Origin of the sequence: Paenibacillus sp. FSL R7-269 (assembly GCF_000517865.1) — a bacterium.
GTDB lineage: Bacteria > Bacillota > Bacilli > Paenibacillales > Paenibacillaceae > Paenibacillus_AQ.
Genome location: NZ_ASPS01000021.1, coordinates 209,400 through 234,371, shown reverse-complemented (window position 1 = coordinate 234,371; position 24,972 = coordinate 209,400). Strand labels below are relative to the sequence as shown.

Annotated in this window: 24 protein-coding genes; 20 read left to right on the top strand and 4 right to left on the bottom strand. The window is 53.4% G+C overall.

What is annotated here, in order from left to right:
- The first annotated feature begins 62 nt into the window (after window positions 1-62).
- The 9 genes from def to spoVM all read left to right on the top strand — a co-directional run bounded on the left by def (window position 63) and on the right by spoVM (window position 9,205).
- On the top strand, window positions 63-548 hold the full coding sequence (gene def / locus C162_RS11665; protein ID WP_036694508.1) for a peptide deformylase: 486 nt from the start codon (window positions 63-65) through the stop codon (window positions 546-548).
- 5 nt (window positions 549-553) lie between these two features.
- Window positions 554-1,495, top strand: coding sequence for a methionyl-tRNA formyltransferase (gene fmt, locus C162_RS11660; RefSeq protein ID WP_036694505.1), 942 nt, complete (start codon window positions 554-556; stop codon window positions 1,493-1,495).
- Between the two features lie 122 nt (window positions 1,496-1,617).
- Window positions 1,618-2,970: a 16S rRNA (cytosine(967)-C(5))-methyltransferase RsmB gene (rsmB, locus tag C162_RS11655; protein ID WP_268748798.1), complete on the top strand. Its 1,353-nt coding sequence runs from the start codon at window positions 1,618-1,620 to the stop codon at window positions 2,968-2,970.
- 152 nt (window positions 2,971-3,122) lie between these two features.
- Window positions 3,123-4,163, top strand: a complete 1,041-nt coding sequence (rlmN, locus tag C162_RS11650) for a 23S rRNA (adenine(2503)-C(2))-methyltransferase RlmN (protein ID WP_036694503.1) — start codon at window positions 3,123-3,125, stop codon at window positions 4,161-4,163.
- 6 nt (window positions 4,164-4,169) lie between these two features.
- Window positions 4,170-4,946, top strand: a complete 777-nt coding sequence (locus C162_RS11645) for a Stp1/IreP family PP2C-type Ser/Thr phosphatase (RefSeq protein WP_036694502.1) — start codon at window positions 4,170-4,172, stop codon at window positions 4,944-4,946.
- Window positions 4,943-7,204: a Stk1 family PASTA domain-containing Ser/Thr kinase gene (gene pknB / locus C162_RS11640; RefSeq protein WP_036694501.1), complete on the top strand. Its 2,262-nt coding sequence runs from the start codon at window positions 4,943-4,945 to the stop codon at window positions 7,202-7,204. The genes C162_RS11645 and pknB overlap by 4 nt, the downstream gene beginning before the upstream one ends.
- A 125-nt stretch (window positions 7,205-7,329) precedes the next feature.
- A complete protein-coding gene (rsgA, locus tag C162_RS11635; protein WP_036694500.1) occupies window positions 7,330-8,235 on the top strand; it encodes a ribosome small subunit-dependent GTPase A in 906 nt (301 codons plus the stop codon).
- Between the two features lie 4 nt (window positions 8,236-8,239).
- Window positions 8,240-8,911 carry a ribulose-phosphate 3-epimerase gene (gene rpe, locus C162_RS11630; RefSeq protein ID WP_036694495.1) on the top strand — a complete coding sequence of 224 codons (672 nt, stop codon included), beginning with the start codon at window positions 8,240-8,242 and terminating at the stop codon, window positions 8,909-8,911.
- A gap of 213 nt (window positions 8,912-9,124) precedes the next feature.
- Window positions 9,125-9,205 carry a stage V sporulation protein SpoVM gene (gene spoVM, locus C162_RS11625; protein ID WP_020431362.1) on the top strand — a complete coding sequence of 27 codons (81 nt, stop codon included), beginning with the start codon at window positions 9,125-9,127 and terminating at the stop codon, window positions 9,203-9,205.
- Window positions 9,206-9,378: 173 nt separating this feature from the next.
- Here the strand turns inward: spoVM and rpmB are convergent, their stop codons facing one another.
- On the bottom strand, window positions 9,379-9,567 hold the full coding sequence (gene rpmB / locus C162_RS35350; RefSeq protein ID WP_076074411.1) for a 50S ribosomal protein L28: 189 nt from the start codon (window positions 9,565-9,567) through the stop codon (window positions 9,379-9,381).
- A gap of 191 nt (window positions 9,568-9,758) precedes the next feature.
- On the opposite strand from rpmB, the gene C162_RS11620 reads away from it, so the two are divergent.
- The 4 genes from C162_RS11620 to C162_RS11605 all read left to right on the top strand — a co-directional run bounded on the left by C162_RS11620 (window position 9,759) and on the right by C162_RS11605 (window position 14,889).
- Entirely contained in the window at window positions 9,759-11,543 is a 1,785-nt protein-coding gene (locus tag C162_RS11620; RefSeq protein WP_036694490.1) for a DAK2 domain-containing protein, read from the top strand.
- 64 nt (window positions 11,544-11,607) lie between these two features.
- Window positions 11,608-12,468 carry a DegV family protein gene (locus tag C162_RS11615; RefSeq protein ID WP_036694488.1) on the top strand — a complete coding sequence of 287 codons (861 nt, stop codon included), beginning with the start codon at window positions 11,608-11,610 and terminating at the stop codon, window positions 12,466-12,468.
- A 15-nt stretch (window positions 12,469-12,483) separates the two neighbouring features.
- Window positions 12,484-14,535, top strand: a complete 2,052-nt coding sequence (recG, locus tag C162_RS11610; protein WP_036694487.1) for an ATP-dependent DNA helicase RecG — start codon at window positions 12,484-12,486, stop codon at window positions 14,533-14,535.
- A gap of 66 nt (window positions 14,536-14,601) precedes the next feature.
- Window positions 14,602-14,889: a stage VI sporulation protein F gene (locus tag C162_RS11605; protein ID WP_036694485.1), complete on the top strand. Its 288-nt coding sequence runs from the start codon at window positions 14,602-14,604 to the stop codon at window positions 14,887-14,889.
- Between the two features lie 114 nt (window positions 14,890-15,003).
- Here C162_RS11605 and C162_RS11600 read toward each other — a convergent pair whose 3' ends face one another.
- Entirely contained in the window at window positions 15,004-15,876 is an 873-nt protein-coding gene (locus C162_RS11600) for a YitT family protein (protein ID WP_051493405.1), read from the bottom strand.
- A 65-nt stretch (window positions 15,877-15,941) separates the two neighbouring features.
- Window positions 15,942-16,316, bottom strand: a complete 375-nt coding sequence (locus C162_RS11595) for a hypothetical protein (RefSeq protein ID WP_036694483.1) — start codon at window positions 16,314-16,316, stop codon at window positions 15,942-15,944.
- Window positions 16,317-16,510: 194 nt separating this feature from the next.
- On the opposite strand from C162_RS11595, the gene C162_RS11590 reads away from it, so the two are divergent.
- Window positions 16,511-16,936, top strand: coding sequence for a DUF2500 domain-containing protein (locus C162_RS11590; protein WP_162174457.1), 426 nt, complete (start codon window positions 16,511-16,513; stop codon window positions 16,934-16,936).
- 142 nt (window positions 16,937-17,078) lie between these two features.
- On the opposite strand, the gene C162_RS11585 is transcribed toward C162_RS11590, so the two are convergent.
- On the bottom strand, window positions 17,079-18,014 hold the full coding sequence (locus C162_RS11585) for a C40 family peptidase (protein WP_235218405.1): 936 nt from the start codon (window positions 18,012-18,014) through the stop codon (window positions 17,079-17,081).
- 325 nt (window positions 18,015-18,339) lie between these two features.
- Here C162_RS11585 and C162_RS11580 point away from each other — a divergent pair, with 325 nt between their 5' ends.
- The 6 genes from C162_RS11580 to C162_RS11555 all read left to right on the top strand — a co-directional run bounded on the left by C162_RS11580 (window position 18,340) and on the right by C162_RS11555 (window position 24,302).
- Window positions 18,340-19,416, top strand: a complete 1,077-nt coding sequence (locus C162_RS11580) for an ABC transporter substrate-binding protein (protein ID WP_036694482.1) — start codon at window positions 18,340-18,342, stop codon at window positions 19,414-19,416.
- Between the two features lie 70 nt (window positions 19,417-19,486).
- Window positions 19,487-20,416 carry an ABC transporter permease gene (locus C162_RS11575; RefSeq protein WP_036694477.1) on the top strand — a complete coding sequence of 310 codons (930 nt, stop codon included), beginning with the start codon at window positions 19,487-19,489 and terminating at the stop codon, window positions 20,414-20,416.
- Window positions 20,403-21,197 (top strand): ABC transporter ATP-binding protein, encoded by a 795-nt coding sequence (locus C162_RS11570; RefSeq protein ID WP_036694476.1) that lies wholly within the window; start codon window positions 20,403-20,405, stop codon window positions 21,195-21,197. The genes C162_RS11575 and C162_RS11570 overlap by 14 nt, the downstream gene beginning before the upstream one ends.
- 275 nt (window positions 21,198-21,472) lie before the next feature.
- Window positions 21,473-22,264, top strand: a complete 792-nt coding sequence (locus C162_RS11565) for an SDR family oxidoreductase (protein ID WP_036694475.1) — start codon at window positions 21,473-21,475, stop codon at window positions 22,262-22,264.
- A 240-nt stretch (window positions 22,265-22,504) separates the two neighbouring features.
- Complete coding sequence (locus C162_RS11560; protein WP_036694574.1) at window positions 22,505-23,227, top strand: MgtC/SapB family protein; 723 nt, start codon at window positions 22,505-22,507, stop codon at window positions 23,225-23,227.
- 82 nt (window positions 23,228-23,309) lie between these two features.
- A complete protein-coding gene (locus tag C162_RS11555) occupies window positions 23,310-24,302 on the top strand; it encodes an aldose 1-epimerase (protein ID WP_036694474.1) in 993 nt (330 codons plus the stop codon).
- The last annotated feature ends 670 nt before the right edge of the window (window positions 24,303-24,972 follow it).

Sequence of the window (24,972 nt, the reverse complement as noted above, 5' to 3'; positions counted from 1 at the left end):
TTTGCCCTAAGGAATCGATAAGTATTAATGATATGTATAGAACAAGGATGGTGTTAGTGTAAATGGCAATCAGGCTGATTGTGAAAGAACCGGATGAAGTATTGCACAAGAAAGCGAAGACGGTAACCACCGTCACCCCCAATGTACAAAAATTGCTCGATGATATGGCAGATACGATGTATGACGCAGAAGGTGTTGGTCTCGCAGCCCCGCAGGTAGGCATTCTGAAACGGCTGATTGTAATAGATGCCGATGAGGAACATGGATTGATCAAGCTGATCAATCCCGAGATTCTCAGCATGGACGGGGAGCAGTTCGGACCTGAAGGCTGCCTGAGTATTCCCGGCCTGAACGGGGATGTCCGCCGTGCGGAGACAGTGACTGTACGCGGCCTGAACCGCGAGGGCGAGGAAGTGACCATTACCGGAAGCGGCCTGCTGGCCCGGGCTTTTCAGCATGAGATTGACCACCTGAATGGCGTGCTGTTCACGGATATCGCTGAGAAGGTCTATGAATACACAGCAGAACGCAGTGAAACTGAGGAGTGAATGAAATGAGAATAGTGTTCATGGGAACACCGGCCTTTGCGGTCCCCTCCCTGCGGATGCTGCTGGAAGAGGGCTATGAGGTAGTGGCTGTGGTCACTCAGCCGGACCGGCCGCAAGGCCGCAAGAAGACGCTGGCGCCAACCCCGGTGAAGGTGGCTGCGCTAGAGCTGGGACTGCCTGTTCTTCAGCCTGAACGGCTGCGCCGCCCCGAATCAGTGGCAGAGCTGGCTGCCTATGAGCCGGATCTGATTGTTACCGCCGCATATGGGCAGATTCTTCCTAAGAGCGTTCTTGAGCTGCCGGCGAACGGATGTGTAAATGTTCATGGCTCACTTCTGCCCAAGTACCGGGGCGGTGCTCCGATACAGCGCTGTATCATGAACGGCGAGAAGGTGACCGGTGTGACGCTGATGTATATGGCGGAAGGATTGGACACCGGAGATATGATCTCACGGGTTGAGGTAGCGATAGAGGATGATGATACTTCAGGCACATTGTTTGAGAAGCTAAGTGTTGCCGGACGGGATCTCCTCAAGGCAGAGATGCCGCGACTAGCAGCCGGCCGTGTAGAAGCTGCCGTGCAGGATGACAGTGAAGCAACCTATGCGCCGAATCTAAGCCGGGAAGATGAACGGATCGACTGGAGCCGGGGCTCGCTGGATCTCTACAATCAGATTCGCGGTCTGGTACCGTTCTCGGGTGCGTTCACCCTGTGGAATGGCGAGACCTTCAAGACATGGGCTGCGGTGAAGCCGCAGGCGGAGGAACAGCCGGGGGGCAGCGCGGCTCCTGGCACCGTGCTGTCCGTGAGCGAACGCGGAGTTGAGGTGAAGACTGGCGACGGGACGCTCCTTCTTACAACCGTCCAGCCTGCCGGCAAAAAAGCCATGAGCGCAGCCGACTTCAGCCGTGGTGCAACCCTTGCACCCGGCACGGTGCTCGGTTGAGCGCGGGCGGCAAGGGAGGCGGCGGACAACGTCCGCGTACTTCTGGCAATCAGTCTTCGGCTTCGGGCACAAAGCCTACCGCAGGCGGAGCGGGCCGGAATAGGCAGGGCGGCAAGCCCACTGTGCAGGCTTCTGCGCGTGAGGTTGCTCTTGATATTCTGATGCGCGTAGAGCAGCAGGGCGCTTACAGCAATCTGCTGCTGGGAAGCAGCCTCCAGAAGGCGGGCCTCAGCCGGGAGGATACGGGACTTGTTACAGAGCTGGTGTACGGAACCCTCTCACGGATGATTACCCTTGATTATGTCCTCAGCAGCTTCGTCAGCAAAGGGATGGCCAAGCTGGAGCCTTGGGTACGGAGTCTGCTGCGGCTAAGCCTGTACCAGATCATGTATCTGGACCGGGTCCCTTCGCATGCAGCCGTTAACGAGGCTGTGAATATTTCCAAGAGACGCGGCCATCAGGGCATCTCAGGTATGGTCAACGGCGTGCTGCGCAGTGTGTTGCGGGCCGGAGACCTGCCGGTATTGCCTGAGGGGCTGAGCCGGGAAGAGCGGATATCCATCCTGCATTCCCACCCCTTGTGGATGGTGAAGCGCTGGTCGGCGGAATACGGCCCGGATACGGCAGAAGCCATGTGTACGGCGAATAATGAGCCGCCCGCAGTCAGTGTCCGTGTCAATACAACGATGATTAGCCGGGAGGCCATGTTGGCTGAGCTGCTGGAAGCCGGTCTGGATGCCGCCGAATCGAAGGTGAGCCCTGCCGGGCTGGTCATCAGAGGCGGCGGCAATCTGGCGCTGACCTCCTGGTACCGGGACGGCTATCTGTCCGTTCAGGATGAGAGCTCCATGCTGGTAGCCGAGGTTGTCGCTCCCGAAGCCGGGATGAAGGTGCTGGATTGCTGCGCTGCCCCCGGCGGCAAAAGTGCACATATGGGCGAGCTGATGAATGACGAGGGCTCCATACTGGCCAATGACCTGCATGAGCATAAGTCTAAGCTGATTGCCGAGCAGGCAGCACGCCTAGGCCTGGAATGTATCACTACTGCAAGTGGAGATGCCCTGGAGCTGGGCACAGCCCTTCAGCCGGAATCCTATGACCGGATTCTGCTGGACGCTCCTTGCTCGGGGCTTGGGGTCATCCGCCGCAAGCCTGATTTGAAATGGCGAAAGCAGCCGGAGGATATTGTAAGTGTGGCTGCGCTACAGCTTGAGCTGCTACAGTCGGTCTCCGGGCTGCTGAAGCCGGGAGGCGTGCTGGTCTACAGTACGTGTACTACCGAGCAGTCGGAGAACAGTCAGGTTGTTGCCGCTTTTCTGGAGCGCAATCCCGGCTTCGCACCGGTCAGCTTCAAGTCAGCCGTCTGGGAGCGGCTGGAAGGAACCGCGCTTGCTGCCGGTGACGGAATACAACTGCTTCCGCATCATTATGGCAGCGACGGCTTCTATATCGCCCGGCTGGAGCGACTCTTGTAATATAGCGATTGTGCTTCTTGACTTCAGCTTCCCGCCCGCAGATTCCTTCGCGCGGCGGGCTTTTCTTTTACCGGTTCTGAGTTTTGTGTTAAAATAGGAAGAATGAGAAACAATACGCATATAATTTATGAAAGCACAGGTGCAAAAATACAATGAAACCTTTAATATATGATTTTTCTTTAGAAGAGTTGCAGCAATGGGCCAAGGACAACGGAGAGCCGGCTTTTCGCGGCGGGCAGATCTTTGACTGGCTGTATGTGAAGCGGGTCAATGACTTCGAATCCATGAGCAACCTCTCTAAGGCCCTCAGAGCCAAGCTGGTAGATCAGTTCAGTATTTCGGCACTCACAGAGATTACGAAGCTGGAGTCCAAGGACGGTACAGTGAAATTCCTGTTCGGTCTGCATGATGATCATGCGATTGAGACAGTTATTATGAAGCATAATTACGGCAACAGCGTGTGTGTGACCACCCAGGTAGGCTGCCGGATTGGATGTACCTTCTGTGCATCTACCCTTGGGGGTCTCAAGCGGGATCTGACGGCAGGGGAGATCGTTGCCCAGGTCGTCCGTTCCCAGCAGATTCTCGATGCGCGCGGCGAACGTGTCAGCAGCATTGTCATTATGGGGACAGGCGAGCCCTTCGAGAACTATGATGCAACTATGAGATTCCTCCGTCTGATGATCCATGAGAAGGGCCTGAATATTGGCCAGCGCCATATTACTGTATCCACCAGCGGAATTGTGCCGAACATCTACAAATTCGCTGATGAAGATACACAGATTAATCTGGCGATTTCGATTCACGCTCCTAACGATACCCTCCGTTCCAAGCTGATGCCGGTGAACCGCCGCTATCCGTTCGATGATGTAATCGAGTCCTTGCGGTACTATCAGGCTAAGACAGGCCGCCGGATCAGCTTCGAGTATGCCTTGATCGGCGGCGTCAATGATCAGAAGGAGCATGCAGAGGAGTTGGCCGGGGTGCTCAAGACCATGCTATGCCATGTGAATCTGATCCCGGTCAATCATGTGCCTGAGCGCAAGTATGTTCGGACTTCCCGCAATGATATCTTTGAATTTCAGCGTATACTGGCCGATCAGGGCGTGAATGTTACCATCCGCCGTGAGCAGGGCCATGATATTGCGGCCGCATGCGGACAGCTGCGCGCCAAACATATGGAGTTGGGGTGAGGATATTTGATCAGAACAGTTCAAGCCAGCGACATTGGACGGGTACGTACCGTCAATGAGGATTCAGTCTGGATCGGCGCCACGCGCCACGGTTATACCCTCGGCATTATTGCCGACGGAATGGGGGGACATCTAGCTGGCGATACCGCGAGCAGGCTTGCACTTGAGACGGTCAGGGGAATTCTGGACCAGCTGGAGCCTGATCTCCCTGAGGCAGAGCTGAAGGAAGCGCTGACTGCCTCCATCATGGAAGCCAATAACACAGTTCACAGAGAAGCGCAGAGCGATGAGAAGCTCCATAATATGGGGACCACTATCGTTGCTGCACTGCTGAAAGGGTCGGCAGGCTATATCGGCCATATCGGAGACAGCAGGGCTTATCTGATCCGGGACGGTGAAGCCAGGCAGCTAACCGAGGACCATACGCTGGTGAATGAGCTGTTCAGGAACGGCCAGATCAGTCTGGAGGAGCTGGATAATCATCCGCGCCGCAATGTGCTTACCAGGGCGCTGGGGACGGATACAGTGGTGTCCGCAGATCTGGCATATATTACGCTTGCAATTGGTGAGCTCCTGCTGCTGTGCAGCGATGGACTTAGCAATTATGTCAGCCTGGAGCATCTGGGCAAGGTAGCCGGAATTAATGAAATATCTCTGGAAGAAAGAGCAGAGCGATTACTTCAACTGGCATTGCTTGCGGGCGGCAGCGATAATATAAGCGTTGCTATGCTGGAACACCAAGGAGAGGCCGCAGTGCCCGAGACAAAGGAGTGGGAAAGATGATCGGTCACGAATTGGGCGGCCGTTACCAAGTCATCGAACGGATCGGCGGAGGAGGCATGGCGCTTGTCTATAGAGCCCATGATATTCTGCTTAACCGGAATGTTGCTATCAAAGTACTGCGCAATCAATTTGTGCATGATGAGGAATTCATCCGCCGGTTCCGGCGGGAGGCGCAATCGGCTGCATCGTTATCTCATCCCAACGTAGTCAGCATATACGATGTAGGCCAGGAAGATGAAGTCCATTATATCGTTATGGAGTATATTGAAGGCAAGAACCTGAATGAAATTATCAAAGAGCGGGCACCGATGCAGGTGGATGAATCTGTGCGGATTGCCTCACAGATATGTGATGCGCTGGATCATGCGCATATGAATCAAATCATTCACCGCGATATTAAACCTCATAATATTCTGATTGGACGTAACGGGCGGGTTAAGGTTACCGACTTCGGGATTGCCCGGGCGGTTACGTCTACTACGATTACCCAGACGGGGTCTGTGGTCGGTTCCGTGCATTATTTCTCGCCAGAGCATGCCAAGGGCGTAACTACGGGCGAGAAGTCGGACCTGTACTCCCTGGGTATTGTACTGTATCAGATGCTTACGGGTGTATTGCCTTTCTTAGGGGAGAGCCCGATCAGCGTGGCGCTGAAGCATCTGCAGGAGGAATTCGAGGAGCCGCGTCTGCTGAATCCGTTGATTCCGCAGAGCGTGGAGAATGTAATTCTGAAGTCGATGCGCAAGAACCCGGAGGAGCGCTACCAGTCTGCCAAGCAAATGCTGCAGGATCTGGAGACCTGTCTGCTGCCTGAACGGCGCAGCGAAGCCAAGATGCTGTTCCAGGAGGATGATGATGAGGACAGAACACGCATCATTCCGGCAATCAAGCCGCTACAGCGCGGTCTAAGCAGCCGTGGCGGCGGAGAGGAGCGAGTCCGCAGTATGGAGGAAGCTCCGCCGCCTGCTGCTGTGAAGCGTAAGGGCCGCGCAGCGCTGTGGATCAGCCTTACGCTGGTCGTGCTGATCGCCATGACCGGAATTGTGTGGTATGTCAATTCCAAGCTGTCGGTCGATGAAGTCTCGGTGCCTGCGGTGACAGGGAAGACCTTCCAGGAGGCCAAGGCTGAGCTTGAGGCTGTGGGGCTGTTTGCCGAGGAGCCCGCGCTGGTTGAGTATAATCCTAATTTCGAAGAGAATATTGTCTGGAAGCAGAACAAGACCAATACGATGGTCAAAGAAGGAACTCATATTATACTGACGGTAAGTGCCGCCAAGGTTCTTCCTAAGCTTAAGGATGTCTCTAGCCTGAGTTATGACGATGCGGTCAAAGAGCTCATTGCTCTCGGTATTGCCCAGGATAGAATTGCAAAGCCGGATGAGCGCTATAGTGAGGAATTTGACAAGGGCAAGGTTATCAGCTCCGAACCTGCCGCAGGAACCGATTACGATCCTGATACGGTAACTATCAAGCTAATCGTGAGCAAAGGCAAAGAGAGCACCCAGATGCCGGATCTCCTCGGGAAGACGGAGAAGGAAGCCAAGGCTGCGCTGGAGAGTGTAGGTCTGGTGCTGGATGCTGTCAAGGAAGAGCCGAGCTTCACTTACGAGAAGGGTAAGGTTACGAAGCAGTGGGCCTACGAGGCAGGGGATCTGGTCCCTCCAGGCGAGAAGATTACGATCTACATCAGCACAGGGTATCCTCCGGAAGCTCTGGAATTTACGTTCAATGTTCCGGTAGCACCGGCTGCAGACGGCAAGAAGAGCAAGATCCGTATTGTGTTTGCCGATGCACGCAACGGAGGCGAGAACCAGGAGTGGGGTACCCGCACCATTGGCAAAAGCCAGACCTTGTCCGTAAATATGCTGCTTGCCCCTAACAAAGACGGCATGGTATCCGTATACCGGGACGGGGAGTTCCTGGAGACTTATCCGATCACTTATGTGGATGTCAAGAATAACACTGTGCAGCAGCCTGAACCGCCTCCGGTGGAGACGCAGACTCCTGCACCGACAGTTGCTCCTACCGTGCCTGCCCAGCCTACTGAGACTCCAACTCCTGACCCGACAGCAGAGCCTGAGATACTTCCTCCAGACACCGGGGAAGTTGACGGGACGGGCGGGACCAATCAGACGGGTTATGTTCCTGGTAACGGACAGACTAACAACGAGCTGGCTTCCGCCCTCAGCAATGGCAACAGTAATGGTAAGGGTAACGGCCCTAACAACAGGCCCGGCAAAGATAAAGGACATAAATAATAGAACAGAGATAAGCTTCAGTCAGGCTGCCGGGAATACGGGCAGGGCTGAAGCAGCGAAATGACCCGGGGTACTACACACTTGGGTCATTTGCGCAATATACAGGAGAGGAAGGCTCACCATGTATGCCTGAAGGAATCATAATTAAAGCGTTAAGCGGATATTACTATGTTAAGCCGCTCAGAAATCAACAGATCGTAACTGAGGAAGAGGCGGTACAGTGCAGGGGGCGCGGCATTCTGAAGAAGAAAGGAATTGCCCCGCTGGTCGGTGACCGGGTGATCTATGTGCTGACCGAGAACGGAGAGGGCATGGTAGATGAGCTGCTTCCCCGTGAATCGGAGCTGATCCGCCCGCAGGTGGCTAACGTTAAGCTGGCGGTGCTGTTGTTCTCCGTTCGGGAGCCGGATATGAATCTTAATCTGCTGGACAAGTTCCTGGTTCATATCGAGCATTCAGGCCTGGAGACGCTGATTGTGCTCACGAAGCAGGATCTGGCTGATGATGAAGGACAGGCTACGGAGGCCGTCAAAGCTCTATATGAGCAGATTGGTTACGAGGTCATGGTCACAAGCTCACTGAACGGATCAGGTGCGGATGAGCTGCGGCAGCGTCTGGGAGGTATCATCAGCGTCTTCTCAGGACAGTCGGGCGTAGGGAAGTCCACCCTGCTTAACCGGCTTGTGCCGGGACTGGCACTGGAGACAGGGGAGATCAGTCTCCGTCTCGGACGCGGGCGTCACACTACACGCCATGTAGAGCTGATGGATATAGGTAATAGCGGATTTGTGGCCGACACTCCGGGCTTCAGCCAGCTGGATTTTCTGGAGCTGGGTGTGGATGAGCTGTCTGTGTGCTTCCGGGAGTTCGCCTCTTATGCGGAGAACTGCAAATTCCGCGGCTGCAGCCATCTGCACGAACCGGGCTGTAAGGTGATAGGAGCCTGGAAGTCCGGGGATATTGCAGATAGCCGTTACGAGCATTACAAGCTGTTCTTTAATGAAATGAAAGATAAAAAGCGGAGGTACTAAACTCATGGTAAAAATTGCTCCTTCCATATTGTCAGCAGATTTCGCAGCGCTTGGCGCAGAGGTGGCCGAAGCGGAAGCCAGCGGTGCGGACTGGATTCATGTAGATGTGATGGACGGACATTTTGTGCCGAATATTACGCTGGGTCCCGCGATTGTGTCCGCGGTGAGAGCCCATACTTCTTTACCTCTGGATGTACATTTAATGATTGAGAACCCGGAACGCTATATCGCTGATTTTGCCGCTGCAGGCGCTTCTGTGATTACGGTTCACTTCGAAGCCTGCGTGCATCTGCACCGTGTAATCCATCAAATCAAGGAGCTCGGCCTGATGGCAGGGGTGGCCATTAATCCGGCTACACCGGCTGCGGCGGTGCGTGAGGTCCTGGAGGATGTGGATATGGTGCTTGTAATGACCGTCAATCCGGGCTTCGGCGGGCAGGCCTTCATTCCGCGCACACTGCATAAGATTACGCAGCTCCGGAAGTGGGCGGAAGAGATCCATCACAAGGGTCTGTATATCGAGGTAGACGGCGGAGTAGCCGAAGCTACGGCACCGCTTGTAGCTGAAGCGGGGGCGGATGTGCTTGTGGCAGGTAATGCAGTGTTCGGCCGCAGCGACCGCGCAGGAGCGATCAAGGCCATACGTGAGGCGGCGGACAGGGCAGTCCGGCAATAGGCAATGATGCCCATTAACTAATGAACGAATTAACCCTCAATCTGCTTGATTCACATACGGAAGGTATAGGCCAAGTTGTGGTCGCATAAATATGGTTACATGAGCAGAAATCTCATGTAGCCTTTTTTGCGGAGGTCTGCAATCGATGGTACATTTTTCATCTAGACAGGATCGTCTCCTACTGCATGGCATGAATTGATGGGAGGGTTAATTATGAAATTTTATACGTTCAAGCTGCCAAGATTTTTGGGAGGTTTTGTTAAAGCGATTTTGAACACGTTTCAGAAGAGTTAAGTTAAAGAAGACAAGTAAATATGAAAAAAAGCACCTTACGAATGTAAAGGGTGCTTTTTGCTACAAATATAATATCTCTTCTATTCTCGCTGAAACGGATACCGTCTATGAAAGAACGGCATGTCCGTTTCTACTTGGTATGAGATATCGCTAGGCCCGGGAATGATCGGAAACTAGACGCGTTCAACTTTACCGGATTTCAAAGCACGGGTGCTGACGTACACGCGTTTCGGTTTGCCGTTCACCAAGATACGAACCTTCTGAACGTTAACTCCCCAAGAGCGACGGTTGCGGTTGTTAGCGTGAGACACGTGGTTACCGCTGCCCGGTTTCTTGCCTGTTACTGTACATGTGCGGGACATAGATTACACCTCCTTGTTACTTACACCTGCGTAAAACAATACTTGAATATCATATCACAGCAAAAATTGCTTCGTCAACCGATTCAAAAACATTTATTTCTGTAGACTCTTATAGTACAATATAAATTAGTGCATTATGTCCAGTTGATCATCGAATTGATTAGGCATGAAGTTAGGAAGGGGAATTCTCATTGAGTAAGCGTTCTATAAACGGGACAGATTTTACCGCAATGGTACTAGCCGGTGCGGAAATGCTGCAGCAGCATGCCGAGCATGTCAATTCATTGAATGTGTTTCCGGTGCCGGATGGCGATACGGGCACGAACATGAATCTGACCATGACCGCAGGCGCGAACGAATTGAAGAGAAACAACACGGCCTCTGTCGGTCAATGTGCGGGAGTGCTGTCGAAGGGACTATTGATGGGCGCGCGGGGGAACTCCGGCGTTATTTTGTCACAGCTGTTCAGAGGTCTTGGACGTTATGCGGCCCAATATGATGAGCTTAACACACAGCAGTTCGCTGCAGCGCTGCAGACCGGGGTAGATACCGCCTATAAGGCAGTGGTGAAGCCGGTTGAAGGCACCATTCTGACGGTTGCCAAGGAAGCTGCAAGGCATGCAGTGTATTATGCACGCCGCACAACGGATATTACCGAGCTGATGACCGAAGTCCTGGCCAAAGCCAAGGAAGCCTTGGCGCATACGCCTGAGCTGTTGCCTGTGCTGAAGCAGGTGGGCGTGGTGGATTCGGGGGGCCAGGGCCTGGTCTACATCTATGAAGGCTTCCACCAGCATCTGACCAGCGGAGCAGTCTCAGCATCTGTACAGACTCCTGTGCAAGGACAAGCTGCGGCCCCTGTATCCGTGCCGGCACCGGTGTTGACCAAACCTGAGCATTTGTTGTCCTCCGTACAGTCTTCCGCGCAATCACAGCTCCATACGGAAGACATTGAATTTTTATATGATATGGAATTTTTCATTAACCGCCAGCTTGGCGCATCCGTGAAAGCGGATTTTGATGAGGAAGCTTTTCGGAAAGCGTTATCAGTTAACGGGGATTCGATCATCGTTATTTCGGATGATGAGACGATCAAGGTTCATGTGCATTCCAAGACTCCCGGAGAGGTGCTTAACCTGGCGCTCGTCCACGGGGAGATTACCCAGATTCACATCCTTAACATGCGTGAGCAGCACCGCGATCTGTTGACTGCCGGTATGGACATCGCACCGATGCCCGATGTCTTCGCTGATATCCCGGAAGAGAAGGCCAGCGTGCAGGCGCCGGCGGTTCCTCCTGCGGATGATCTGGCGCCGTACGGCTTCATTGCGGTCTCCTCAGGAGATGGAATCTCGGATATTTTCCGCAGCCTGGGTGTCGATGCGATCCTGGCCGGCGGCCAGACGATGAATCCGAGTACAGAGGATTTCGTGAATGCGATCTCTTCGATTTCTGCGAAGCATATCTACATTCTGCCGAATAACTCCAATATCGTCCTGGCTGCGCAGCAGGCCAAGGAGCTGCTGGAGGGCGAACGTGAGATTACGGTGATTCCGAGCAAGAGTATTCCCCAGGGAATCTCGGCAGCCTTTGCCTTCCAGGAAGAGGATGCGGTAGATACTAACACCAGCAATATGCTGGAGGCGATTGCCCAGGTCAAATCCGGACAGATCACCAATGCTGTACGTGATACTGTGATGGAGAATCTGGAGATCAAATCCGGTCAGTATATCGGCATCGAGAGCTCTAAGATTGTTGCTGCTGCCGATGATTTGCTCACGGTCAGCAAGGAGCTGCTGTCCAGCATGCTGGTCAATGGTGACGAGATCGTTACTGTACTCACTGGTGCAGACACTGAGGCAGACATTACGGATGCCCTCGGCAGCTGGCTGGAAGAGACGTATCCGCAGGTTGAGGTTGAGATTCATGAAGGCGGCCAGCCGCTGTATTATTATCTTTTCTCAGTCGAGTCATAGAATCGCTTAAGTTCTCAAGGCAAGCAGAGTGGAGCAGCCAAATTATAGTATGGGGAGGAACATTATGAGTCGGACCGTAATCGTTACCGACAGTACATCCGATATCCCGCCTGCTCTGGCGGAGCAATACGGCATTGAAGTGGTTCCGCTGACGCTGATGTTCGGCGAAGAGGCATTTCGGGATAATGTGGATATGACTCCGGAACAGTTCTACGAGCGTCTTCCCCGCTCGACACAGCTGCCGACCACTTCGCAGCCTTCTCCTGTAGAATATATGAATGTATACCGTAGTATACAGGAGAAGAATCCGGGCAGTTCAATCCTGTCCTTCCACATATCCTCCGGCTTAAGTGGAACCTACCAGTCTGCTGTCATGGCCAAATCCATGCTTGAAGAGGAAGGCGAAGCTATCACTGTGGTGGATAGCCTCTCCGCCTCCTACGGCTTCGGATTCATGGTTGTGGAAGCTGCCCGGCTGGCGGAGCAGGGACATGCTCCTGCGGAGATTCTGGCGAAGGTGGAGAGACTGCGCCAATCCCGGAAGCTGTATTTTCTCGTGGATACCCTTGAATATCTGCAAAAGGGCGGCAGAATCGGCAAAGCGTCCGCTATCCTGGGTACACTGCTCAACATCAAGCCGATCCTCTCCATTGATGCGGAAGGCATTATCTATGCGGTAGAGAAGGTCAGAGGGCGCAAGAAGGCAGTCGCCCGCATGATCGAACTGTTCAAGGCAGATCTGCCGGGTGTGAATACAATACATGTGGCCGTGGGTCATACGGCTGAACCGGCTTCCGGCGAAGAGTTCCTGCGGGAATTAGCCGGACATTTCACCTTGAAAGAGAAGGTTCTGACCAATGTGGGCCCGGTTGTGGGCAGCCATGTCGGGAACGGGACCTTAGCCGTATTCATCTGGCCCGCCTAAGTATAGGGGATGAACATGGTGCTTACTTTGGATTCAATTGAAGTGAAACAAATAACTGGCGTGAGCGCTCAAAAGCAAAGCGAGCTTCACGCCTTTGGCGTCTTTACAGTGAAGGATCTGCTGGAGTATTACCCTTTCCGGTATGAGGATTTCCGTCCGAAATCACTCAGTGAGGTCAAGCACGGAGATAAGGCGACCGTGGTGGCCAAGGTTATCGGCATTCCGGTGTTGCAGCGCTTCGGGGGCAAATCCCGTATGAGCTGCAAGATGGTGGCAGAGCCGTGGATGTTCACCGCGACATGGTTCAACCAGCATTATGCGCGTGAACAATTGACGGTCGGCCGTGAAGTGGTGCTGACGGGGAAGTGGGACCAGAAGCGCAATCAGATTACGGTGACCAACTATGAATTCCCGGACCGCGGAGAAGGCAAGACAGGTACTCTACAGCCGGTATACTCAATCGGAGGCAAGATTACGCAGTCCTGGATTCGCAGAATTATCGGCCAGGCTCTGCAGCAGTACGGAGACCTGATCCCGGAGATTCTGCCGCACAGCATTATGCGCAAATATGACTTCATGTCACGCAAGCGGGCCATTGCCACAATTCATCAGCCGGAAGATACGCGCGAGGGCCAGCAGGGAAGGCGCCGGATGGTGTATGAGGAGTTGTTCCTCTTCCAGCTTAAGGTACAAGCCTTCCGCGTGCTGAACCGTGGCCGGATGGATGGTGTGGTTCATACGGTGGACAACGCAACGGTAAGGCAATTCGTGCGCAGCCTGCCGTTTGAGCTGACCGATGCCCAGAAGCATGTGGAGCTGGAGATTCTGCAGGATATGCGTTCAGGGTATTGTATGAACCGGCTGCTTCAAGGCGATGTGGGCTCCGGCAAAACCGTACTCGCGGCCATAGCGCTCTACGCGACTGTAAGATCCGGATTTCAAGGTGCGCTAATGGTGCCGACTGAAATCCTGGCAGAGCAGCATATGCGCTCGCTCACGAGGATGTTCGAGCCGTTCGGCATTACTGTGGGCCTGCTGACCGGCAGCGTAACCGGCCGCAAACGGAAGGATCTGCTGGCCTCTCTACAGATGGGAGTGCTAGATGTGGTTGTCGGAACCCATGCGCTGATCCAGGAGGATGTCTTCTTCCGCAGCCTGGGGCTTGTGGTTACGGATGAGCAGCACCGCTTCGGGGTGAACCAGCGCAGTGTCCTGCGGCGCAAGGGCTACAACCCGGATGTGCTGACGATGACCGCCACTCCGATCCCGCGGACGCTGGCGATCACCGTCTTTGGCGATATGGATGTGTCTACGTTATCTGAACGGCCGAAGGGCCGTGTGCCGATTACCACCTACTGGGTGAAGCCGGATCTGCTGGAGCGGGTGATGAACCTGATCAGCCGCGAGATTGAGCAGGGGCGGCAAGCCTACCTGATCTGTCCGCTGATTGAGGAGTCAGAGAAGCTGGATGTGCAGAATGCGATTGATCTGCATGTGCAGATGTCGCAGGCTTTTCCGGATTATAAGGTGGGTTTGCTTCACGGGAGAATGACACCGTCCGAGAAAGACGAGGTAATGCGGAACTTTTACAGCAACGAATTGCAGCTTCTGGTGTCTACAACGGTCGTAGAGGTTGGTGTCGATGTCCCGAATGCCACGCTGATGATCATCATGGATGCTGACCGCTTCGGGCTGTCTCAGCTGCATCAGCTGCGCGGCCGGGTCGGCAGAGGGGAGCATGCTTCCTACTGTGTGCTGATGGCTGATCCGAAGTCGGAGATCGGGCGCGAGCGGATGACTGCAATGACAGATACGGATGACGGGTTCGAGGTATCACGGCGGGATCTGGAGCTGCGCGGACCGGGGGATTTCTTCGGGACGAAGCAGAGCGGCCTGCCTGAATTCCGGCTGGCGGATATGACCGCTGACTTCGAGACGCTGGAGCTGGCACGCGATGATGCTGCTGAGCTGCTGCGGGAGACTTCCTTCTGGACCTCGGCGGATGTTGCGCCGCTGCGCGGGTATTTGCAGCAGGAACAAATTTTCCAGGGGGATTTAATTGACTGAACAGGCACATCCGGGCACCTGCCTTCATATACTGTGAATGATTGGATATGACAGGAGGTGCTGTAATTGGGTTATCAGCAATATGGAATCAGTCCCCAGCTGGTGGAGCGCATCAAGTTGAAGATGAAGAATCCGGCGGTCAAGGAACGCGTCAAGAATATGATTACCGGCATCTCCAAACAGGAGCTGCAGGATACAGCAGTCGTGCGCAAGCTGGTACGCAATGCCTCGTCGGTGATGCATGAGAAGCTGACGTCTGCACAGGAAGAGCAAATTGTGAAATTCGTCATTGCCCAAAAGATCGACCCCGGCAATACGTTTCACTTAATCCGCTTATGGGGGATGTTCCGCTGACGAAGGCGGGATTCAGTAATCCTCTGATAGGCTTGCAATCCAAAAAGCGTTCCCGTAAGTAACACACGGGAACGCTTTTTACTTATTCTGTGCTGTCCTGGAAGGCCATACTGCTCAGCCCGGCGGCTTATTGCGGAAAAGCGCTGAGATCCGGTTGTTCCGCGCGGCATTGATTACAATCTTGCTGTCCTGATCACAGTCATGCACGATAGAGGCTAGCTGCTCTTCCTCCAGCCTGCTGGCCAGACAGAATACCGTACCTGGCTCACCTTCAGGCCCTGTGGATTTTACGAGCTTCACCTCGCGGTCCAGCGACTGCTGGAGCTTGCGCCGGATCTCCTCGCATTTGCTGCTGGTGATGAACACCGCCTGGGTGAGCGAGAGGTCTCTTAGGGAGAATCGCAGCGCTTCAAAGGCGAGCAGATACGCAATGATACTATACATCGCCTGATCCCAGCCGAATAATGATCCGCCGTAGAGCAGGATGAGCATGTTGAACAGCATAATCGGCATCTCAGCCGATTTGGGCGGTCCTCCGTTCAGCAGCCGTACGCTTTGCTTCTCGCTTCCTTCGGTCAGGCCACCGAAGCGCACAGAGATGCCCAGGCCGAACCCGAGGCATAGACCTCCGGCAATAGCCGCGGGCAGCGGCTCGCTGATTGCCGCCGGGAAATGGTGCAAGGCCAATGACCCTGCCGTCAGACAGATCAGGCCAAGCATCGTATACAAGGCAAAGCGGAGATTAATCTGCCTGCGCGACATTAGAATAAACGGAAGGTTGAACAGGAACAGGAATAATCCAAGCCGCATTTCTGTCATATGGGACAGCAGGGCGGATAATCCGGCAATGCCGCCCGGAAGCAGCTTATGCGGCATCAGGAACAGCTCAAGACCAACAGCTGCAAGTAATCCTCCGCCTACAACGGAGAGCAGACGCAGGGTTTTGGAATAAGGTAAGGGTGCAGCTTTTCTATATCTGACTTTCATAAGATTTCCTCCTTTCAGCAGGAAACCGGTATTTGTGTTGCGGATTAAGGCGATGGCAGCTTCGTTCAGCGTATAGCTAGCTGCTCTCCTACGAAATGTGAATTATATTTGAGGGGAATCATCAGCAGCCGTTTCAGCAGAATGTAAATGAAGGGCAGCAGAGATACACAGAGCAGCAGCCCGGGAGGTCCGGACTCCAGCGTCAGAGGGTTCTCATGGGGAGCAAGCCGGACGGCCTGGGCGTCATAAATCTGCATATGATGAACGCGCACCGGCTGGGCCAGCTTATGCTCATAGCGGTCCAGACGGACAGAATGCATCTCAGGCTCTTGTTCATGCAGCATCTGGAGGGCCATGATCAGAAAAGTCAGCAGCAGTACCGGAAGGAACACAGCCTTCAGCAAATCCAGCAGCGACAGACGCATCCAATCTTTCCTCATGAGAACCCCCCCTTTTTTTGAAATAGAAGAATGTATTTATTTAAAGCATATCATAGGATCTTAGCAGGACCAAATATAATACGCTATTATTTCAAGGCCTACGACTGCGAAATAACGAAACCGGAGCTGCTACACTGCGTATTCTCTAGTAAATTGAACTTTTTGTGAAAAAAATATCGGAAGGAGCAGATAATTTGCATAATGCAGGCGTATTTAACGGTTTGTACCCGGCAGCGGCCAGCAGTCAGAGCGGATTTTTCACGGAGGGGCCGTTCTTGTTAAAGCTCATTCTGCTGCTGATCGCAGGCTTTGTTGCATATACCATTTGGAGAGGGCTCAAGACCTGGATGACGAACCAGACCAGTCCTCTGCAATCAAGGGTCGTTACGGCAGTAGCCAAACGGACAGAGGTCTGGGGTGGAAGAGGTCATATGGGGACACATACGAGTTATTATGTGACCTTTGAATTCCATAATGGCAGCCGCAGAGAGCTTGAAGTGAAGCCAAAGGCGTACGCCATGATTGTGGAGGGGGACCGGGGAGAGCTGTCGTATCAGGGCAGCCGGTTCAAAGGGTTCGTGCGGGCGGGGATGCAGAGGGACAGTGGAGTCAGCAGGTGACTATTGACAGAGCATGCCTCCAAGAAGAGTAGGGAGTAACATTTGGAATAATAATGATTTGCAGCAAAAAAATGCAAGGAAGTGAACCGGCCGCTATGTGAGCGAGCCCGGGCAAGCTTCCTTGCATTTATTGTGTCCGGGTCTAGAGCACGCGCTGCATGTGCAGAATTACGTTGCTCCAATATCCGCTGTCCAGCTCACTGATCTGTACGCCAGGGTCACCCCAGGTGTGAATGAAATTCCCACCGCCGATGTAGATACCGACGTGACCAGGAACCGCGTCGCTCTCGAAACGTCCGGGTACGGTGAAGAAGATCAGATCGCCGGGCTCCAGCGCGCTGCGTGACACCCGTCTGCCGATGTTGTCCTGATCTTTGGCCAGCCGGGGCAGATCCACCCCGAACTTCTGAAAGACATGGCGTGTAAAGGACGAGCAGTCGAAGCGCTTGGTCTCTTCATAGGGTCCGGCGCCGAAATCGTAAGGTACCCCAAGAAACTTTTTGGCATAGGAGACCAACTCGCCTGTGTCCACATTCGATACACTCTGAATCCGCAGCGGCTTCGGAGCTTCTGCCTTGGCGGAATCCTCTGTGCTCTCCCTGTCGGAAGGAGTCGCGATATTAATCTCGCCAGTAACGGGATTCCAGCCGACCTCAGTCTGTAGCAGCTTGGACAAGGCGGTAGGGGTGATATAGATTTGACCTTCACGGCGGAGGGGGACATCGGGAAGGGTGATTTTCTGGCCCAATGAGAACACCTGGCTGGAATCCGGCCGCAGCATATACATTACATCACTATAGCCGAGCTTGGTATAGCCGCCGCTTGCCGTGTCATCCTTCATCCGGAAGCCGATGGAGGCGACAGCCGGTTTGAGCGGAATCCAGTACTTGCCTTCCTTGTCGGTAAAAGAATTCTTCTCATAGTAGCTGCCCGCAAAAGTTCCGGTTGGGGTCAGCGAGTTAACCTTGGGAGTGCTGTCCTTGCTGGTGTAGCTGCAGGCGGTTGTTCCCGTAATGGCGGTAACCAGGATAGCGGAGGACAATAACATTTTGCTTGTACGCAGATTGATTATTGGCATTGGGCACGCTCCATTTTCAACTTTAAGGTAAGTTTGTGCAGGACCGCTTTTTTTATGTGCTGCAGGCTTTAGCAAACAATGTCAAGATAAACTGCAGATTGTTGAAGCGGGTGGACATTCATTGTGCGTATTTTGTAAAATATGGCCCCCACTTAAATGATTGACGGGAAATCAACCTACATATAATATATGTTTAATAGATTCGGGGAGCGGATGGGGACAGGGTGCAGGCCTTCGCTTTAATGCTTTTAAAGATGAAAGCGATAATGCTGGACCGCTAGCCCAGGTTCTCGCGCTGAACCCGTACAAGAAGAGGGGTTATCTCATGAAGACAAAGAAGATTTGGATGGGGCTTAGTATGGCGTTGATGCTCGTTGCTGCCGGTTGCGGGAACAATAATGCTCCAGTGAAAAATAACGCGGGCACCGGAAATGCTCCGGCCGCAGCAACGGAAGCTCCAGCCTCGGGTGCAGGCTCAGGCGATGCCAAGTCCTACAAGATTGCTATCTCGCAATATGTTGAGCATCCGTCTCTGGACGCCACCCGCGAGGGATTCCTGGCTGCGCTGAAGGATGCAGGGATTGTCGAAGGGGAGAACCTGAAGGTGGATCTTCAGAACGCCCAGGCTGATCAGGCCAACAACCTGTCCATTGCCCAGAAGATTGCCGGCGACAAGAACGATCTGGTGCTGGGGATTGCGACACCTTCAGCTCAGGCAGTTGTTCAGAAAGTGAAGGACACTCCGATTCTATTCGCTGCGGTAACCGACCCTCTCGATGCCAAGATTGTCAGTGATCTGGAGCATCCCGGAGGCAATGTGTCCGGCGCATCGGATACCAATCCGGAGTCGATTACCCGCCTGATGAACTTCATTGCCACGCAATTTCCCAAGGTGAAGAAGCTGGGCCTGGTCATTAATGAAGGAGAGCCGAATGCTGTAGTTATGGCGGATATCGCCAAAGGTGAGCTGGACAAGCACGGGATTGAGCTGGTGAAGGCGGCGATTACCAATACTTCGGAAGTGAAGCAGGCTGCAGAATCGCTTGTAGGGCGTGTAGATGCGCTGTACATTACGCTTGATAACTCCGTTGTCAGCGGTGTAGACTCGATTATCCAGACGGCTAATGACAACAAGCTTCCGTTCTTCTCGGCAGACCGTGATACGGTGGAGAAGGGTGCTTTTGCTACAGTAGGTTTCAAATACTATGATCATGGCTATCAGGTCGGCCAAATGGCGGTAGAAGTGCTTAAGAACGGAAAGAGTCCCGGTGATATGAAGGTGACGATGCAGGAGAAGCTGGACTTGGTCCTTAACCTCAAGGCAGCGGCAGCACAGGGAATTGAAGTGACCGATGCCATGAAGGCTGAAGTGGCTGACCCGGGCAATAATATTATTCAATAACCTATAGAGTTCATAAACAGGGCGCGTCCGAGGGTGGGCGCCCTTTGCCGCTTGAGGGAGGAAGTCAGCAATGTATAATTCATTAATCGGGGCTCTGGAAATGGGCCTGCTCTACGCATTCATGGCACTTGGGGTGTATATTACCTTCCGTATTCTGGATTTTCCCGATCTGACGGTGGATGGAAGCTTTACAACCGGCGGCGCGATTGCTGCAGTGATGATCAGTAGCGGTTACTCTCCATTACTGGCGACTCTGTGTGCACTGCTCGGCGGAATGGCGGCAGGAATGTGTACTGGTCTGCTCCATACCAAAGGTAAAATCAACGGCCTGTTATCAGGGATTCTGATGATGATAGCCCTGTATTCGATCAATCTGCGGATTCTGGTGAAGCCGAATGTCTCCGTGATGGGGGAGGATACGTTATTCAGCTCCATTAATCCTCTGCTGGTTATGCCTTTTATCGTCGTGCTGGTCAAAATCCTGATGGATCTGTTCTTGCGCACTGATCTGGGGCTGGCCCTGCGGGCCACCGGCGATAACTCGCGGATGATCCGCAGCTTCGGAGTGAACACTGATACAACAACCATTATGGGAATCAGCCTGTCGAACGGGCTGGTGGCGCTCTCGGGCGCATTGATCGCCCAGTATTCTTCCTTCGCCGATGCTTCAATGGGGATAGGGATGATTGTCATCGGGCTTGCATCGGTGATTATCGGGGAAGCGCTCTTCGGTGCGAAGAACGTCTTCCGGGCGACACTGGCTGTATTGCTTGGCTCAATCGTGTACCGGATCGTCGTCGCTCTGGCACTCCGGGTATCTTGGCTTAAGGCTTCCGACCTCAAGCTGATCACCGCAATTATCGTTATTATTGCGCTCGTCTTCCCGTCGGTTCAGCGGTATGTGAAGCAGAAGAGCACGGCCCGCAGACGGACCGCAGAGCTTGCTGAGCTGGCTCAGCGCAGTAAGCAGAGAGGAGGGGCCGCTAATGTTGAAGCTTGATAATGTATGTAAGCTGTTCAACCCCGGCTCACCGGATGAGAAGGTCGCGCTGCTGGGAATTGATCTTGAACTGAACGCCGGGGATTTCGTAACGATTATCGGCAGTAACGGTGCCGGCAAATCTACGCTGATGAATATTATCTCAGGCGTGATGAAGCCCGATCTGGGGGAAGCGCGTATTGAGGGCAGCTCGATCAGCCATCTGGCGGAATACCAGCGCGCACGCTGGATCGGCCGGGTCTTCCAGGACCCGATGGCCGGGACTGCTCCGCATATGACGATTGAGGAGAACCTGGCTATGGCCTACAAGCGGGGCAAGCCCCGCGGGCTGTCCTTGGGTGTCAACGCGCAGAGACGTACGCTGTTCCGCGAACAGCTCAGCCGCCTGGGCATCGGCCTCGAGGACCGGCTCCGGGCCAAGGTGGGGCTGCTCTCGGGAGGCGAGCGTCAGGCGCTGAGCCTGCTGATGGCAACCTTCACCCAGCCGCAGATTCTGCTGCTGGATGAGCATACAGCCGCGCTTGACCCATCGCGCGCGGAGCTAATCACCACCCTTACGGAAACCATTGTCCGTGAGATGAAGCTGACTACGCTGATGGTTACCCATAACATGGATCAGGCGATCCGGCTGGGCAACCGGCTTATCATGATGGATAAAGGGTCGATCATCCTCGATTTCGATGAGACACGCAAGAAGGATCTGACGGTAGAGCGTCTGCTTGGCGAATTCGAAGCGATCAGCGGCCATAAGCTGGCTGACGACCGGATGATGCTGGGCTGATTTTGGATCATTATTCTTTAGCGTTAAGGCTTGATCTGACGCCGGTTCAACCGGCACGGGTCAAGCTTTTTTGAAATATAAAAATTTATATGTTTCACGCTATAACTTATCCTTCTATTTCTCACTGAAACGGTACCGTCCTTTAAAAGGAAGGCGCAGCCGTTTCCGTTTTCCATTTCAGGCGCTATGTTCCGATTCACTTCCGGGTATGAGAGGTAAAGTTAAGGGAAAGAACATAACTTGAACATCAAACACCAATGGAGGCGACTGCACATATGACTGCGAAGAAACTGGAAGGCAAGGTAGCGATTGTTACAGGAGGCGGCTCGGGTATCGGCCGGGCATCTGTGCTGGAGTTCGCCAGAAGCGGAGCCAAGGTGGCACTTCTGGACCGGACGGTGGAGAATGCGGAGAAGGTGGCCGCTCAGATCAAGCAGGAGGGCGGAGAAGCCGCAGTGTTTGAATGCGACATTGCTGATCCGCAGCAGGTGGAGCATGCCGTGAACCAGGTAGTGGAGAAGTGGGGACAGCTGGATGTGGTCTTCGCCAATGCCGGGATCAACGGCGCCATGACACCGATTGAGACAATGGACATCGAGTCCTGGGACCAGACGATTCAGATTAATCTGCGGGGCACCTTCGCCACCGTCAAATATGCGATTCCCCATCTCAAGGAGAAGGGCGGCAGCATTCTGATCAACAGCTCGATTAACGGCAACCGGGTATTCTCCAATGTCGGGTTCTCTGCATATAGTACAACCAAGGCGGGGCAGGTGGCTTTTATGAAGATGGCTGCGCTTGAGCTGGCCAAGTACAAGATTCGTGTAAACGCTATCTGTCCGGGAGCCATTACCACGAATATAGATGATAATACCTATCCTTCGGATGATCTTAAGGAAGTGCAGATTGAAGTGGAGTTCCCGGATGGCGGGCAGCCGCTGGAGAAAGGGCCGGGGCGACCAGATCAGGTGGCCAAGCTTGCGTTGTTCCTGGCTTCTGAGGATTCTGATCATATCACCGGTACGGAAATCTACTGTGACGGAGCAGAATCGCTTCTGCACGGCTAATCCTTCTATAAGTCACTCATCGCTCATATGATGGGATAAGTGAGGTCTTCTCTGAAGCGGACGATGTTCCTTGCCGGGGCCTCAGGCAGTACTGCCTGAAGCTCCCGGTTAGCAGGGATACGCGTCTGTTTCTTTTTTTGAACAGGGGGCAGAAAATTTCAGTAAAGATTGCAGCGTATTTCAGGTATACTGATTCTATGTGCCATGACGGGCGAGAAAGGAGGAAAATAAATTATGAATATGGACCTGCTGCATACAGAATCAATCATTAAGCTGCTTGTGGCCATGCTGTTCGGGCTGTTCATCGGCATTGACCGCCAATTGAAACAGAAACCGCTGGGAATCCGGACCAGTATGGTCATCAGTATCGCCAGCTGTCTGGTTACCCTGGTATCTATTCACGCGTATGACAAATTCGGTGGACCTGAGCATCCGAGCATGGACCCGATGCGTCTGGCGGCGCAGATCGTCAGCGGCATCGGTTTTTTGGGGGCGGGTGTCATTCTGCGCAGAGGCGGAGATGCCATCTCCGGGCTGACCTCGGCGGCGCTGATCTGGACGGCTTCCGGCATCGGGATTGCGGTCGGCGCGGGCTTTTTTGTAGAGGCGGGTTATGCGGTTATACTGCTTATGTTCGCGGTTAACGCTGTACCTCATCTGATCAAGGCCATCGGACCTGAGGTGCTGAACAAGCACGAGATCTCCATCAAAATCATTATGGAACCCAACTATATCCTGACGGATGTCATCCAGAAGATTGAGCAGCGGAATGTCATGACCGACCAGCGCAAAACGCGCAAAACCGGCCGGACCATCCGGCGGATGAAGATCAAGGATCTCGATGATGGCAGGCAAATGATCGATATGGTCGTCTCTGCGCCAGACAAGGATTATGCTACGGAAATCTATTATGATGTCAAAAAAATCGAGCATGTCATGAGTGTCGAAGTGGAGCAGCTATAAAAATGGCATGTTTCCATTCCGGCAGATGTGGTACTCTATCTATGAGAGAGTCATTTTGAACATATGGAAGGGGATTAATGTAATGACATCGATTACAGCATTTGAAGGACACTATGAGGGCGAAGCTGCTGTCTGGCTGAAGGCTGGCCGTTATGAAGCGGCTATTCTGCCGGGCATCGGCGGGAATCTGATCTGCTTCCGTGATACTGAGAGCGGTTACCGTTTCCTGCATGAGCCGGGCGCGGAGGAGATGGAAGCATTCAAGGCGAACCCGGGCATTCACGGCATTCCTGTGCTATTTCCGCCTAACCGCTATGAGGATGGAGAGTTCCCTTGGAACGGACAGACCTACCACCTGCCAGTCAATGAAGCTAAGACCGGCAATCATCTGCACGGCTTCCTACATACAGCTGCATGGGAGGTAGAGGAATTCGGCACCGGCAAAAGTGAAAGCTTTGTCACTGTAGCTATTAAGGTGGATGAGAATCATCCGTCCTATCAGTACCTGCCGTTCAAATACACGGTCAAGCTGCGCTACTCGCTCGGTGAAAGCGGCCTGTCCCAGCAGCTGCTGGTCCACAATGACGGCGATGTGCTGATGCCTTGCCTGCTGGCGTTCCATACGGCTATTAATGCTCCATTCGCACCAGGCAGCAGCGCGCAGGATTACCGTGTTAAGCTGACGATTGGCGAACGTTGGGAGCTTAATGAGCGGATGCTGCCAACCGGTAAATTCCAGGAGCTGACGGCCGATGAGGTGGCTCTGCGCGGCGAAGGATTGTATCCGTTCTACGCGTCGATGGACAACCACTATACTGCAGCCGCCCAGAATGGACGGAACCGGATGGAGCTTACCGACAGTAAGGCTGGAGTTACGCTGGTGTATGATGTGGGCACCTCGTATAAGCAATGGATGATCTGGAACAACGGCGCGACCGAAGGCTTCTTCTGCCCTGAACCGCAGATCAACCTGGTGAATGCGCCGAAGGTGGATCTGCCTGCTGATGACATCGGTTTGTTCGGGCTGGAGCCTGGGGAATATTGGGAGGAGAGCAGCCGGATATACGTGAAGTAGGCTTAGGCTCGGGCGTCATTCCGGTGAATATTTGGACTTCCGGCCGCTGTTGTCCCCAGATTTCTTGATTTGTACCGCTTACTGCGGTGGAAACCCGGGGACAAAGGCGGTCGCTGCCGCTCCTACAGTTCCAAAATTCCCCTCCAATCCTTTGGCCTAATTATTAATTATCCTTTCAGTCTATCCTGCTGGGATGAGAATAGAAAAGATAAGAGAGCAGCGTCTGAAATTTGGATGCTGCTCTCTTTTTGCTGGGAGTAACTGGCTGTAGGCTCATTGCCTTATTGAGTGCTTTCAGAAGCGGAGACAGTTGGAAAAAATCCACTTGCTGATGGGCGGAAGAAGGCTGGTCGAGAAGCAGTTGGAAAAATAGCATTTGTTGAACCAGATTTCCTTCAAAAGAGCCCTAATCCGCTTGTATAGATGTAGTTATTCCAATTGCTTCAGCAAAATCGGTAGAATCCGGAGTATTAAACTACGTTTTTCAACTTGTTATCCTTCGGCTACTTCGCCGATAGCTTTTTTTTGAAGAGGGGGGGTATCCAGCAAGCGCACGTTTCCTCCCCAAATCCTAGTGGAACAGGAGAAAAATAGAGGGTGTGCCCAATTGGATGCTGAATTTTAAGGCGGTTTTAAGCTAAAAGGCGTATACTACTCCTTTAACAGTTAG